General features: G+C 37.4%; 13 protein-coding genes. 11 read left to right on the top strand and 2 right to left on the bottom strand.

The window, feature by feature from the left end; all coding sequences use genetic code 11:
• The first annotated feature begins 37 nt into the window (after positions 1 to 37).
• Positions 38 to 1,579, top strand: a complete 1,542-nt coding sequence (locus tag BSO02S_RS07950; protein WP_066065030.1) for a xanthine permease — start codon at positions 38 to 40, stop codon at positions 1,577 to 1,579.
• Between the two features lie 130 nt (positions 1,580 to 1,709).
• Positions 1,710 to 2,159: a nucleoside deaminase gene (locus BSO02S_RS07945; RefSeq protein ID WP_066065029.1), complete on the top strand. Its 450-nt coding sequence runs from the start codon at positions 1,710 to 1,712 to the stop codon at positions 2,157 to 2,159.
• A gap of 53 nt (positions 2,160 to 2,212) precedes the next feature.
• Here the strand turns inward: BSO02S_RS07945 and BSO02S_RS07940 are convergent, their stop codons facing one another.
• Positions 2,213 to 3,091: an alpha/beta hydrolase gene (locus BSO02S_RS07940; protein ID WP_235846887.1), complete on the bottom strand. Its 879-nt coding sequence runs from the start codon at positions 3,089 to 3,091 to the stop codon at positions 2,213 to 2,215.
• Between the two features lie 769 nt (positions 3,092 to 3,860).
• On the opposite strand from BSO02S_RS07940, the gene BSO02S_RS07935 reads away from it, so the two are divergent.
• Both BSO02S_RS07935 and BSO02S_RS07930 read left to right on the top strand, forming a co-directional pair.
• Positions 3,861 to 4,895, top strand: a complete 1,035-nt coding sequence (locus tag BSO02S_RS07935) for a VanW family protein (protein ID WP_235846886.1) — start codon at positions 3,861 to 3,863, stop codon at positions 4,893 to 4,895.
• A 148-nt stretch (positions 4,896 to 5,043) separates the two neighbouring features.
• Entirely contained in the window at positions 5,044 to 5,685 is a 642-nt protein-coding gene (locus BSO02S_RS07930) for a hypothetical protein (RefSeq protein ID WP_066065025.1), read from the top strand.
• Positions 5,686 to 6,030: 345 nt separating this feature from the next.
• Here the strand turns inward: BSO02S_RS07930 and BSO02S_RS07920 are convergent, their stop codons facing one another.
• Positions 6,031 to 7,419: a sigma-54 interaction domain-containing protein gene (locus BSO02S_RS07920; RefSeq protein ID WP_066065246.1), complete on the bottom strand. Its 1,389-nt coding sequence runs from the start codon at positions 7,417 to 7,419 to the stop codon at positions 6,031 to 6,033.
• A gap of 290 nt (positions 7,420 to 7,709) precedes the next feature.
• On the opposite strand from BSO02S_RS07920, the gene BSO02S_RS07915 reads away from it, so the two are divergent.
• The 7 genes from BSO02S_RS07915 (at position 7,710) to BSO02S_RS07890 (ending at position 13,944) form a co-directional block, all read left to right on the top strand.
• Positions 7,710 to 8,909 (top strand): ornithine--oxo-acid transaminase, encoded by a 1,200-nt coding sequence (locus tag BSO02S_RS07915; RefSeq protein WP_066065021.1) that lies wholly within the window; start codon positions 7,710 to 7,712, stop codon positions 8,907 to 8,909.
• A 212-nt stretch (positions 8,910 to 9,121) separates the two neighbouring features.
• Positions 9,122 to 9,295, top strand: coding sequence for a hypothetical protein (locus BSO02S_RS27485; RefSeq protein ID WP_169802730.1), 174 nt, complete (start codon positions 9,122 to 9,124; stop codon positions 9,293 to 9,295).
• 146 nt (positions 9,296 to 9,441) lie between these two features.
• Positions 9,442 to 9,789, top strand: coding sequence for a PadR family transcriptional regulator (locus BSO02S_RS07910; protein WP_066065019.1), 348 nt, complete (start codon positions 9,442 to 9,444; stop codon positions 9,787 to 9,789).
• Complete coding sequence (locus BSO02S_RS07905; RefSeq protein ID WP_066065018.1) at positions 9,770 to 10,408, top strand: HAAS signaling domain-containing protein; 639 nt, start codon at positions 9,770 to 9,772, stop codon at positions 10,406 to 10,408. The genes BSO02S_RS07910 and BSO02S_RS07905 overlap by 20 nt, the downstream gene beginning before the upstream one ends.
• Before the next feature lie 69 nt (positions 10,409 to 10,477).
• Entirely contained in the window at positions 10,478 to 11,950 is a 1,473-nt protein-coding gene (locus BSO02S_RS07900) for a DUF4153 domain-containing protein (RefSeq protein ID WP_066065017.1), read from the top strand.
• Between the two features lie 126 nt (positions 11,951 to 12,076).
• On the top strand, positions 12,077 to 12,952 hold the full coding sequence (locus tag BSO02S_RS07895) for an ABC transporter permease subunit (RefSeq protein ID WP_066065014.1): 876 nt from the start codon (positions 12,077 to 12,079) through the stop codon (positions 12,950 to 12,952).
• Positions 12,949 to 13,944: a hypothetical protein gene (locus tag BSO02S_RS07890; protein WP_066065011.1), complete on the top strand. Its 996-nt coding sequence runs from the start codon at positions 12,949 to 12,951 to the stop codon at positions 13,942 to 13,944. The genes BSO02S_RS07895 and BSO02S_RS07890 overlap by 4 nt, the downstream gene beginning before the upstream one ends.
• Positions 13,945 to 13,972 lie beyond the last annotated feature (28 nt).

Genomic DNA, 13,972 nt, shown 5'->3' with positions numbered 1-13,972 from the left:
GCTACTCAGAATAATACATTTTAAAGGAGAACTTTATATGGGGAATATATCTTTATGGAAAAAAGGAGACATTGCGGCTTCCTTCGGTTTGTTCGTTAATGTTTTGACAGACTTTTTGGTTATGATTTCATTATTAATTGCTGTAGTTGGTATGCCAAAAGAGTTTGTTTTTAAACAAATTGTTCCTGGCTTTGGATTAGCTGTATTGATATCTGGCGTTATTTTTGCTTATTTTGCCTATAAATTAGCTAAGAAAACGGGTAGAAAAGATGTTACCGCACTACCATCAGGTTCTAGTTCACCTGGGATTTTTCTTATCGTATTTGTGATTATGCTTCCTCTATATCATCAAACAAAGGATGCTGCTTTCACAACAACAGTCGCTGTGATGTGGGGCTTTGTTGAGGCTTTCATTTTAATATTAGGTGCATTCCTGGGTGAAACGATTAGAAAGATCGTCCCAAGAACTGTATTGCTAGCAGCATTGGCTGGTTTGGCATTTGTATTCTTGGGTATGAACCCAATGCTACAATCTTTTGAAATGCCTGTAGTGGCATTTGTTGCATTAATAATCATCTTCATGAACTGGTTAAGTAAACATCCAATATTGAAGAAAATACCTACGGGCTTATTATTGATAGTAGTTGGAACGGCAATTGCTTGGATCGCTGGATATCAAAATCCTGCTGATGTTACTGAAGCTCTAAAATCATTCGGCTTTAATCCTCCTATGTTGCATTTAAATGGGTTTGCCGACAGTTTTAGCGCTGCCTTACCATATTTATTAACTGCTGTACCTCTAGGATTATCGAACTACATTTTTAATCTGGAAAACGTTGAAGCTGCTGCTGTTTGTGGAGATGAATACAAAACTAGAGACGTTATGCTTACAAACGGATTTTGTACCGCAATAGGTGGCCTTTGTGGTAACCCATTCCCAGTAACAGTATATGTAGGTCATGCTGGTTGGAAAGAAGTTGGTGCAGGTTTAGGCTATTCTATTGCTAGCTCTGTTGCAATATTCCTATTATCGATTTTCAGTCTTATGGGTCTGTTGCTAGCTGTTGTCCCAATTGCCGCTATTGTTCCGATGCTTGTGTTTATTGCGATTGTAACAGGGCATCAAGTTGTCAAAGAAAGTCCGAAATTTGAAGCACCGGCAATCTTTGTATGTTTCTTCCCATGGGTAGCTAACTGGGCACTTGTTGCTGTTAATAATGCAATTTCAGCTACTGGTACGTCGGTAGGGACAGCTGCCAACCAAGTTTCTTCAGATGCCCTGCATAATGCTGGACTTTTCTACGATGGCTTGGTTGCTCTAGGTAATGGTGCTCCTATTACGAGTGTTATTTGGGGTTGTATAGCTATATTTACTATCCGTAACACGCCTATAGGAGGCATAATAGCTGCAGTGCTAGGAGCCACTTTAACTTTTGTTGGTGCCATTCATACAAGCACACTCGGACTTGCACAAACAACTGCTATGCCTTTCGTTTGGGGATATCTACTAATTGCAGGATTTTTAGCATATAAACTCTATATAAATAAGAAAGATAATATAGGTCCTGTTACAGAGTAAAATGAAAGCAACTCAGGAATATGAATAATTTGATCCAACTCCTGGGTTTGATTTGAAAATGAAATAAAGAGACTGGGTCATTTAGTTATTCCCAAAATTTTTATATGCAAAACTAAGGAGGACTCTTAATATGGATTATATGAAATTAGCTGCAGATGCAACAATAGTTGGTATGGAAAGCAAAGTAGGTGGACCATTTGGTGCTACCATCGTTCGCGGTGATGAAGTAGTTGCTGCCGTAAGCAACACCATGTTGAGAGATACTGATCCATCTGCACATGCTGAGATGGTAGCTGTAAGAGAAGCGTGTAAAAAATTAGGTACAATGGATTTATCGGATTGTGTTGTCTATGCTACTTGTGAGCCTTGTCCAATGTGTGTATCTGTTATGATTTGGGCTGGTATCAAGGATGTATACTACTGCAGCACAAGAGATGACGCTGCTGAACATGGTTTTTCTGACGTGCACCTGCGCAAATATTTATCGGGTGAAGACGATCTTGTCATTAACATGGTAAAAGTAGAAGATAGGGAAGATTGCGATCATCTATGGGAGCATTTCCACGAATTAAACAAATAAATCAATCAATCGAAAAAGCACAGCCTGTTGATGAGAGGGCTGTGCTTTTTTGTCTATTCGGCAAGATGAGTGTGGAGGAAGTCAATGACCTGCTTGAGTGCGTGTTGGACAACTGGATTATGGAAGTCTTTATCAAAAACATGCTCACCATTTGGAATGGTAATTAACTTGGCTTCGACTGACTGCTTTTTAATGGCCGCCCTCATAAAAACGGACTGCTCATAGGGAACATCCGTATCTTTGGTTCCGTGTAAAAGGAGGGTGGGCGGATATCCACTTGATATATTGTGAATGGGACAATATTTCCTGATTGTTTCTTGATTGCCTTCTGGCTTCAGTCCTGTAATTTTTTCAATCCATGTACCATGCTGCCTTGCATGCACATAAAGGAGAAACCGCTCCTCTATAGATGCTTCTGTAATGGGCTGCTTTGACACTAGGGAATTAGCCACATTTTTAGGGACAATGTCCTTCTGACAGTAAAAACTACTTGGGGTGGTTGCCCATTTACCTAGTAAATCGCCATATCCATAGAAAGAGACGATTGCACGCGGCTTAGATTTAAAGGTACCAGTACAAAGTGCGAGGAAACCACCTGCGGAACTGCCTACTACTGCCATTCTTTTAGGATCAATGGAAAATTGTCTAGGACCTTCTTTTTCTAACCAAAGCAGTGCGTCTAGCACGTCGTCAAGAATCTCTGGAAGCTTTGCTCCAGGGGCCAGCCGATAGTCAATAGAAAACAAGGCAATCCCGTTATTTGTATAGAGTTTAATCATTTCCTCACTTATTTCTTCTCTAGTTCCCCAAACAAGACCGCCGCCGTGAATATTAACGACAACTGGTGCATTTTCATGGTTAACTCCATAAAAATCCGCTTTAATAGCAAATTTTTCATCTTTCTTATAAAGAACTGTTTTCTTTATTTGCATGTTACACGTCCTATTATGAAGGTAGATTTAGATGTAAATTAGTAAACTATTATTGTAATTTAGTTTAACAAAATACAAAGAGTAAGTCATTTAATATACAACAAAATACCCAATCATGTTATCCTCACCGATGACATATTTTGTACATACCCCTTTGTATAACATGCCTAATAGATTGTAGCGATTACGGAAGCCTTGTATACCTTGGGATTTAATCCTCCTGAGGTGCACATAACTAGTCTGATTTCCGGAATTGCACATGCACTTCCTATTTAGCTACTTTGAAATTCCATTTCTGCCAAACCTTCATAGGTTGAAAGCAATGCGTATGTATGGTCATCTCTGGATATAGGTGTTAATATCTCCACCCTGTGATCATAAGTTTCATTCCTTAATATTTTAAGCTCTTTTAAATTTTCCATTCCCTCTTTGAATTTTTTTAACCACAAATGTCTGATAGACAAAAACGGCCATTTTTTGCATCCCTAAAAAAATAAACAAACTTAATTTTTAGTATTTATCTATTCCCTTTTTTTATTCATGCTACTATCCTTTGCAAGGATAATGATTTAGAATGAATTGTAATTAACTGTGAGATATTTTTCATCTCTAAAATGAAATGAGAATAAAAATCCTCTTAAGCAGGAAAATAAAAATAAAAATGGAATAGAATAGGAGAATGATATGAAACTAAATTCCATTGGAAAACGTCTAAAAGATAAAGTGGCAATACGCACTTATTAAAAAAATAGAAAAGTTGGGGAAAAATGTGACAAAGGTAACAAGGGGTATTTTACTATTATTAACAGTAAGTTTACTGGGGTTAACTGGGTGCGCGGAACAAACTACGAAGGAAAAGGCAGCCAAAGCAGTAACACAGCAAGAGAAAATGGCTAAGGAGAAAAAATTAAAGGAAGAAAAGAAAAGAGAAGAAGAGAAGAAAAGAGAGGAAGCAAGGAAAAGGGAAGAAGCAAGGCCGGTTTACGTGAATATTATTGATCCAAACACGAAAGAAGTTATTAAAACATTTAATACGAAGGAATTGGGTTATGTAACGAATCCTGAAAATTATAAAGCGGAAATAGCAAAATTAACAAGGGAATTAGCGAGAGGAACACAAACTACACCCGGTTATGACAAGAGAATGATTCTTGATCGGTTAAACGCAAACGGGCAGGTAATAAAAGGAAAACCGCAAACGATTCTAGATGAAGCTGAGTTGTCTGAAAAAATCAATCAGGTTTCAGTAAATGGCGGGGATGTTGAGCTTCCACTATATATTACCGAAAGTGGTTATAAGCCTAAGGATGCCGCTTATTTAGGGGAAGTGGTGATCGCGTCCTTTACAACCCATTTTAATGGTGGTGTAGCAGGAAGAACCAAAAATATTGAATTATCAGCGCAGGCCATTAATAATACCATTATCGGTACGGATGATTTCTTCTCTTTTAATTCAACGGTAGGACCGAGTGATGCCGCACATGGATATCAAAATGCACCGGAAATCAATGATGGGAAATTAGTCGATGGAGTCGGCGGGGGCATTTGCCAAACATCATCCACATTGTTTAATGCAATTGATCAAGTTGCGGTTAGTTATGTAGAAAAGCATCATCACTCATTGCACGTAGGCTATGTGCCAACAGGCAGAGATGCAACAGTATCCTATGGCGGCAAGGATTTTAGATTTAAAAATACGACAGGTGCACCTGTAATCTTAAAAGCAATTGTTGGAAGTGGATCACTGACGGTTGAGGTGAGAACAGCAAAAGCTTATCAAAGCCTTGTAAAAATGCATAGTTAACAAAAGTAACGAAAAAATGTGACCAGTATCTTGCAGATACTGGTCTTTTTTATTGTGAAAATAAACCATGGAAGCAGAACCTGCATATTTTAAATGTATTGGGTGGAGCCAGCCTTGATAATTAAGTTTGCGAAAGGGGAACGAAAAAGTGGGTAACAAAAAATATACGGAAATGATGCAAAAGTATAACGAGGAAGCAGATAGCATCAAAGAAAGCTACAAACTGATAAAAGAAAATATGCTTATGGAATATGAAGAAATAAAAAAGAGATTTGATGCAGTGGATGGGATTATTCAAAAAGTTGCCCAGGGAGAAGACCATCTTGATGAACAGACAAAGAAAGAACAGGTGTCTAAGGATGAAGCATTGGTCTATATTAGCAAAAAGCTTGAGGAAATAGAGCAATACGAAAAAAATAATTTAAGAAAAGTACTAGCGAAGCAAAAAGAAATAAAGGGAAAATTTGAAAAAGAATTAACCGTCGAAATAACGAAACAAAAGTATAAGCTAATGAAGGCAAAATATGATTTTCTTGCTGCTGCGATTGCCTTACGTGAAGAACATAAGACAATAATCCACGAGGAATATCTCCATCAAAAGCTAAAAAGCGATTTAGAGTTCCAACCAGATGGAGAATTTACAGATGCATTTAAGGCCTTGTCCTCTGCAATCGTAAACAATGGGGCAGCAGTTTCCAATGAAGAATTGCATCAGGCATTACATTCCGGACAGTTACCTGAAGGTTTGGAAAAAGAAGTTAAGCTTGCTGAGGAGAAAGGCTTCATTTGATCCTGCAAAAAACCCTTCATTGAACAGATGATGAAGGGATTTTTGTTTAAATTAAATTTTAATAGAAGGGATATCTGACTTTCAAAAAAATTACCTCATATCTTCCCAATCCGTATAATGACCGCTGCCTGAACATCCGGGGCATTCAAATGAATTAAAGTACGCAAATTCATTATAAGGGTATACCGTATAGCCTCGACCCTGACAATCAGGACATTTGCCTTGATCTTTCATGGTTGTGACATGATTTTGATACCTTGTCTCTTTCCATTGGTTAAATGAGTTGAGTAGTCCCATTTTCTTCACCTCATCGTTTTTTCTTAGTATGGATGAGAAATGGAATTATTATGCATCTTCAAATCTATTTTTAGTGTCTATCTTTAATTTCTTCATTCTGTACTGTAAGCTTTGGCGGCTTAATCCAAGTAAATTAGCAGACCGGGAAATATTGAAATTATTTTTATTTAAAACATATTTAATATAGGACTTTTCAAATAACTCCATTTGATCTTTTAGCGGGACGGCTGCATCTGAATTTTCCGTTATGAAGGTATCAACAGTTGAAAGTGGAATCATTCTTTCCTTTATCTGCATTTTGCTTCGATAATGGTACGGTAAATGGTTGTACCTGATTACTTCTTCATCCATCATAATGTTCATCGCAGCTTCAATAATGTGCTCCAGCTCTCGAACATTTCCATGCCAATCATACTCGAAGAAGGATTGTCTAACTTCTTCGGATAAGCGCATTACATTCATGTTAAACCGCTCATTATATTTTTCAATAAAGTGTTCGATTAAAATCGGAATATCCTCTATTCGTTCTCTTAATGGAGGAATAAATATGGTTACGACTCCAAGGCGATAATATAGGTCTTTACGCAAACGATTATTGGCAATTGCATCAATGGGATCTTCATTCATGTTGGCAATGACCCGGACATCAATCGGGGTATCCTTGGTATCGCCTACTCGTCGAATCGTTTTTTCCTGAAGGACACGAAGCAATTTTGCTTGAAGATTTAAATTTAAAGAGTTAATTTCATCAAGAAGCAAGGTTCCGCCATTTGCCTGTTCAAATAAGCCGATGGTATCCACAGCACCCGTAAAGGCACCCCGTTTTGTACCGAAAAGGAGACTCTCTATTAAATTATCGGGAAGTGCTGCACAGTTTTGCGATATGAACGGGGCAGATAACCGATTGCTGCCATTATGAATACTCTGGGCAAAAAGTTCTTTCCCCGTCCCTGTTTCCCCAACTATTAATACATAAGAGGAGGTTCGGGTCGCTCGTTTAGCTCCCTCAATGACGTCTAAAATTGTCTGACTCTTTCCAATAATATTATCAAAAGTAAATCTAGTTCCTTTATTGTTGAGATTTTCCTTCAATAGTCGTTCCAATTTCGTTACATCCTTGGCAATCTCAACAGCGCCTTGGAGTTTATCGTCATGATAAATAGGGATTGTATTGTTAATCGTCGTAATTTCGTGACCTTTGTTATTGAAATAGGTTTGCTTTACATTGCTTGTTTCATTTCCATCTTGTAACGCTTTGACGAGTGTACTAGATTGGTCATCCTTAAACATAAACACATCCAATAAGTTTTTATTGATGACATCTTGAATATCCATTGATTCCATTTGCATCATTTTTTTGTTATAGATAATGGTTTTTCCAGTCTCATCAACTGCATGGACACCCACATCAATTTTATCCAAAATTCGTTTGTACATCCCGTTAATATATTGTAAATAATGGATTGCTTTATTTGTATTTTCCACGGTAAGTTCCTACCCCTTGTTTTATCTCATTTCCACCTATTTAACCAGAAAAAACTTAATAACGCAAAATAATTTTGCACTATTATGAAAAAAATCTCAAATTCCGCAAAATTTTATGGCGCCAAAATTGTTAGTAAAACCTTTTAGTGTGCAAAATCTATTGTTGGCACGAAACTTGCATAATATTAAGCAAGAGCCTATTTACTTATTAAAGGTTTTTTATAATAAAGGAGGAAAACATAATGACAGTAACAACAAATACAACGGAAATTATTGAGCAAACAAATAAATTTGGTGCAAATAACTACCATCCGCTCCCAATTGTTATTGCGAAAGCAGAAGGAGTGTGGGTGGAAAGTCCAGAGGGGAATCGCTACATGGATATGCTCAGTGCCTATTCAGCGGTTAATCAAGGACACCGTCATCCTAAAATTATTCAGGCTCTGGTTGATCAGGCGGGCAGAGTTACCCTTACTTCCCGTGCATTTCACAATGATCAGCTGGGCATTTGGTATGAAAAAATCTGTAAACTAACTAATAAGAATATGGCACTGCCAATGAATACCGGGGCAGAAGCAGTGGAAACAGCCCTTAAAGCAGCACGCCGCTGGGGTTATGATGTGAAAGGTATTGCGGATAATCAAGCGGAGGTTATTGCTTGTATTGGTAATTTTCATGGCCGTACAATGGGTGCGGTGTCTTTATCATCTGATCCTGAATATAAGCGCGGCTTTGGACCGATGCTTCCAGGAATCAAGTTAATTCCCTATGGTGATCTTGAGGCATTAAATGCTGCAATCACACCAAATACAGCAGCATTTTTAATTGAGCCGATACAAGGAGAGGCAGGAATTATTTTACCGCCAGAAGGATTTTTGAAGCGAGCGTCTGAAGTGTGTAAAGAGAAGAATGTATTGTTTATTGCTGATGAGATTCAAGTTGGTTTGGCACGAACTGGAAAGATGTTTGCCTATGAATGGGAAGAAATTGAGCCTGATATGCTGATATTAGGGAAAGCACTTGGCGGAGGGGTATTCCCAATTTCCTGTGTTGCTGCCAATTCCGATGTGTTAGGCGTATTTAATCCAGGGTCGCACGGTTCAACTTTCGGCGGAAACCCGCTTGCGTGCGCAGTATCCCTCGCGGCTTTAGAAGTTATTGAAGAAGAAAATCTTGCAGAACAATCTCTTGAACTTGGAAAGTATTTTCTTGAACTGTTAAAAACCATTACCAATCCGTTGATTAAGGATGTACGAGGAAAAGGTTTGTTTATTGGTGTAGAATTAACTGAAGAAGCCAGACCATTTTGTGAGCAATTAAAAGACGAAGGGTTATTGTGCAAGGAAACACACGATACTGTCATTCGCTTTGCTCCGCCACTGATTATTTCAAAAGATGAGATTGATTGGGCATTCAAGAAAATACAAAAAGTATTGTCGTGAAAAATGCTCTTTCCACTTTTGTGGAAAGAGCATTTTTGCGTTTAATGCGCAAAATATTCTACAATGATGCAAAAAAAATTGGCGGATATATTCAAAAAGTGTTCACAAAATAGTATTGTTTAAATGCTCTAACAAAAACGCTTGGATTGAGCGTTTTTTTTTTGCGGATAAAGTAAAACAAACTTCTCCATACTAATATGGAGGTGATTTTTATGGGAAAATGGAATGAGCAAGCTGCTCCCAATAATAATTTACCGCCGAAAACAATCAAGGCGGGGGAACTATTAGGAAGCCAAGCGATACATGAGTTTTCAGAGGAATTATCTGATGGCGGCGAGCGTGATCAATTCATTCAGATACAAAAAAACAATCCAAAAATAAAATAGGATAGTGGAAAAGCTGTGGCGATAGAAAAATCGTCACTATTTTTTTGAAAAAAAGTCTTTTAAAAAAAATCTCCATTAACCCTTTACAAACCCATAAAAGCATTGTAGAATTTCTATGTACCTAATATTCCTAGGTAGGTGATAAAATGTTTAACCGTGAATTGGTCAAAGGCAGTACATCGCTAATCTTACTCCAATTATTAAACGAGCGCGATATGTATGGTTATGAATTAGTAAAAGAGCTTGAAAAGCGCAGTGATAATGGTTTGAGCGTAAAAGAAGGGACCTTATACCCGGCACTTCATAAGCTAGAAAAACAGGAGTACATTGAATGCTACTGGGTTGAGCAAGAAAAAGGACCAGCCCGTAAGTATTACAAAATCACAAAAGCGGGCAAAGAGCTATTAGACGAAAAAACGCGTGAATGGCAGGATTTTGTTAAAGTAATGAACAAGGTGATAGGGAGATCGAAGCATGGAACGGCCGAAGAATAAGTTTCTTGAAGAACTGGCAAAGGGACTGAGAAATCAAACTGACCTGGAGAATATTATCCGTGAATATGAGTCGCATATCGATGAGATTCTGATTGAATCCTTTGATTGTCAGGATGAGAATGCGGTTATGGACCGTCTTATTGAAAGGCTGGGCAGTCCTGAAGAGATTGCGGAAGCGTGGAATGAAGAGTTATCCGTTACCCCAAGCAATATGAAATGGCTGTTTATTCTTTTAAATGTTCTCTTTTTCGGGGGAGGCAGCATATTAACGCTTGCCCATAATCTTTATCAGTGGGAATGGCTTTCGACCATTTGGAATTACTTGACGGCCATTCCAACCTTAATTGCCTTTTTGTATTTATTTTTTTGGGCGTTACTCGGATACGAAATCGGAAAAGGGTTTGGTCATGGCGGAAGAGCGCTCCTTAGAAAAACGTTCTTACTCTCGCTCATTCCAAATTTACTATTAATGATCCTAACGGTTTTTCACATCATACCGCATTCATGGTTTGCTCCATTATTAACAAAAACATTTATTATTGCTTGTATCTTTTTTACAATTATCCTCTATCCAGTCAGCTGGATTGGCTATCGCTGGGGGAGGAAAGCATCGATATGAGCAGTTTTTTTTGCATTGATACCTAGTAAAACTATATATATAGAAATTCTATACAAAAGAGGGATGAATATGGAAACAAAAATTGGTAAATTGGATTGGCTCTTTTTATTCTTATGTCTGCTGCTCGGGATTTTAGCCGAGGAATCGTTTTTCCGTGGCCAAATTGGAATTTCCTATCTTGTGTTTATCATGGCATTTTATATGGTATTCTTTTGGCGCTTTCGGCGCTTCTCTTACTCCCATCAGCGCTTCGGTTATCTTGTGATTTGTTGTATTTGGCTTTTGTCGGCAAGTTATTTCTTAAATGATAACATTCTTTTTTATGTGTTAAACATCCTTGTAATACCTAGCCTGGTCCTTTTTCATCTTGTGTTGGTTACAAGCCCGAAAAATCTCCGTTGGAATCAGCCAGTCTTTGTTTCCTATTTATTTTCAAGGCTCTTAGATGCAATGAAATATAATGCTGCTTTTGCATTCTTGTTTGGTAAAGGCTTAAAAGGTGGTGTAGACGAAGACAAATTCTTAATTTGGAAAAAAGTAATGATTGGGGTTGTCATCTCAATTCCAGTTCTCACTGTTGTATTGAGGCTCTTAATGACGGCAGATAGTCAATTTGAACGTTTGGTTGGAGGTATACCAAATTGGTTCCGAGTAGTAGACGCTGAAAGTATATTAAGATTGATTGTCATCCTATTCTGTATGGCAGCTTTCTTTGGGATTATGCAAACCCTGATTAAAAAACAAGTAAAGGTCATCAAGCAGCAAGAGAATTTACAAGCGTTCCCGAAGATTGACTCCATCATAACGATAACCGTTCTAATATTAATCAATATAGTCTATATTTTATTTACACTTGTACAATTTAAGTATTTCTTTAGCGGCACATTACAAGGGGATTTTACCTACGCCGAGTACGCGCGAAAAGGATTTTTTGAGCTATTGTTTGTCACCTTAATCAATTTGTCGATTACCATTGTTGTCTTAACTTGCGTGGAGCAGGGGAAAAATGGTATGAAACGATTGATGCAAATCCTTTTGACTATTCTCGTCTTATCTAGCTCAGTGATGCTTGGCTCCGCATTTTTACGATTAGGCATGTATGAGGATGCCTATGGATTTAGCTTCACGAGGGTGCTCGTTCACTCATTTATGATTTTCTTAGTTGTTATTTTTACGTATACTTTGGTGAAAATTTGGGTTGAAAAACTTTCCTTATTCCACTTTTATTTTCTCGCTTCATTACTATATTACACAACGATAACCGTCATCGATTTGGATAAAATTGTCGTGAAGGAAAATATGAACCGCTATGAGAACAGTGCAAAAATCGATGTACAATATCTAAATAGCTTATCATATACCGGAGTGCTTGGATTAATCGAACTATATGAAACGGATAAAAATATACCGGAATTACAACCTATTTTACTAGAGCAGCAAAAGGAAGCAATTACAATGAGCCATTCATGGCAATCGTATAATTTAAAAAGAGAGAAGGCGTTTGCAGAACTTAAAAAGCTTGATATAAATAATGAGTTTTAGCATGCAGGAAGACTGCATGCTTTTTCTTCGCAATCAAATAAAATAGGAATATTGCAAAAATACTAATTAAATGGTAAAAAGGGAATGACAGAATTTTCTACTATATAAATTTTTCTGGAGGAAGCAATGAAACGATTATCGCGTTTAATTATTAGAATAGGACTGGTCCTCTCAGGTTTCCTATTTGTATTTAATGTGCCATTCTTTTGGGGAATAGAAAAGGATTCCGTGAAAGTAAATTTTATTGCCTTTTGGGAACATGTGAAATCAGATTTTCTTGTCTTAATAAATATAAAAGACGAAAGGTATCTGGAGTTTTTTAAAGAGTTGGATATATTGGTAAGCTATCAATATACGATGACGATTCTACTTGTCAGTTTAATAATGGTCATGGTTCTTGCCATGGTCTTTGCCGTTTTGATTATGCTTGCGCCGCTAAAAGTAAGAAGTCGCCTAAAAAGTATGGTCAATTTTTTCGAAGGGGTTCCGGATTTACTCGTCATTTTTTTATTTATGTTTTTTGTTATTACCCTTTATAAAACAACGGGATTAAAGTTCTTACAGCTCTATGGTTTATTTGGTAAAAAACCATATTTTGTCCCAATCATGACGGTCTCCTTCTTACCGCTTTTCTTATTGTTGCAATTTCTAATCAAAACCATTACCGATGAACAAGGTCAGCCCTATATACTTTATCTGAAAGCAAAAGGAATTGGCCGCATAAGAATCATACTTGTACATATAATGCGTAACATCTTTCCGCTAATTATTCTCCAATTAAGGACTATTGTTTGGGTGTTACTATCCAATATTTATCTGGCAGAATTTATCTTTAATATTAATGGATTTAATCAGCAATTTCTAAAAATCATTTTTATGGGAGAAGATTTCGCTTCGCTTACTGTATGTTTACTTATGTTAACCCTCCCATTATTAATGATTGAAACCGTAGGATGGCTGATTTCTAAGCTTATAAAAGGGAAAGAGGAAGTGAGTATATGAGAAAGTATAAAAAAACCATCATAGGGTCCAGTTTACTTCTTTTCCTCTTATTGTTGAGTATTTTTTATCCCTATTTCGGACCGAAAGATTATAATCATCAGGTACTACTTAAAAATGAACAAGGTGATATCCTTGGCAGGGCTCCGTTTCCTCCTTCAGGAAATCATTGGCTGGGAACCAATAGAAACGGGGAGGATATGCACTGGCTATTACTATACGGAGCAAAGTTTACGTTAATAACGGCATTTGGAGTTGCCTTATTAAGAGTCCTTTTTGGAGGCATCTTTGGGGTCTTTCTATCGCTATGGGCGCCATTTTTAAAAAGTTATGTTAAAGACTTTTTTCTACCCTTTCGATACATCCCGTCCATCCTGATTGGTTTTATATTAATGCTGCCAATCGTTGGAGGTTTTAGTGATGCTTCCATTTCTTCAATCGTATTCTATCAAATTTTCATTCTTGTTTTTATCGGCTTTCCTTCGGTTACACTATTTGCTTCAGATGTAACAGATGAATTATTAAAAACATCCTTTGTGCAAAGCTCTTACTTGATGGGTGCGAGCAAATTCCATATTGCAAGAAAACAATTGATGCCCTATTTCCGTTCTTACGGTATTTTATTTACCGTCCAGCAGATTATTAGTACGCTCCACATTACGATGCAGCTTGGCCTGTTTGGAATGTTTCTTGGCGGGCGCAATCGGGCAGGGGTGTTTGGATATGATGATCCACCACCTAAGCCGGCAACCTTATCCAATGAATGGGCAGGTTTAATTGGGCAGAATTTTAGCGAATTTACCCTTGCCCCCTGGTCGATCTTGAGTCCCGTGGTAGGGTTTTTTGTGGTAATTGTAATTGTGAATATGATCAAGAAAGAATTAGAAGATAATTTACATGGATTTGTAGTCGGAAAAAAGAGGAACGAGGATTCGGTAGTTAAATCCAATTCTTATGTTAATCGGGGGTTATTTGAATTTGTCCATAAGCTTTAGTTTGTTGAATGAATTTCATTCTGACATC

This window comes from Neobacillus soli NBRC 102451 (genome assembly GCF_001591665.1).
Taxonomy (GTDB): Bacteria; Bacillota; Bacilli; order Bacillales; family Cytobacillaceae; genus Neobacillus; species Neobacillus soli.
The sequence above is the reverse complement of the archived record's forward strand: the minus strand, read 5'-3'. Positions and strand labels throughout refer to the sequence as shown.

Bases quoted from the DNA above. Each gene is read 5' to 3' on its own strand.
- BSO02S_RS07950 (WP_066065030.1), top strand. From the start codon at position 38: ATGGGGAATATATCTTTATGGAAAAAAGGAGACATTGCGGCTTCCTTC.
- BSO02S_RS07945 (WP_066065029.1), top strand. From the start codon at position 1,710: ATGGATTATATGAAATTAGCTGCAGATGCAACAATAGTTGGTATGGAA.
- BSO02S_RS07940 (WP_235846887.1), bottom strand. From the start codon at position 3,091: ATGCAAATAAAGAAAACAGTTCTTTATAAGAAAGATGAAAAATTTGCT.
- BSO02S_RS07920 (WP_066065246.1), bottom strand. From the start codon at position 7,419: ATGTACAAACGAATTTTGGATAAAATTGATGTGGGTGTCCATGCAGTT.
- BSO02S_RS07915 (WP_066065021.1), top strand. From the start codon at position 7,710: ATGACAGTAACAACAAATACAACGGAAATTATTGAGCAAACAAATAAA.
- BSO02S_RS27485 (WP_169802730.1), top strand. From the start codon at position 9,122: ATGGGAAAATGGAATGAGCAAGCTGCTCCCAATAATAATTTACCGCCG.
- BSO02S_RS07910 (WP_066065019.1), top strand. From the start codon at position 9,442: ATGTTTAACCGTGAATTGGTCAAAGGCAGTACATCGCTAATCTTACTC.
- BSO02S_RS07905 (WP_066065018.1), top strand. From the start codon at position 9,770: ATGGAACGGCCGAAGAATAAGTTTCTTGAAGAACTGGCAAAGGGACTG.
- BSO02S_RS07900 (WP_066065017.1), top strand. From the start codon at position 10,478: ATGGAAACAAAAATTGGTAAATTGGATTGGCTCTTTTTATTCTTATGT.
- BSO02S_RS07895 (WP_066065014.1), top strand. From the start codon at position 12,077: ATGAAACGATTATCGCGTTTAATTATTAGAATAGGACTGGTCCTCTCA.
- BSO02S_RS07890 (WP_066065011.1), top strand. From the start codon at position 12,949: ATGAGAAAGTATAAAAAAACCATCATAGGGTCCAGTTTACTTCTTTTC.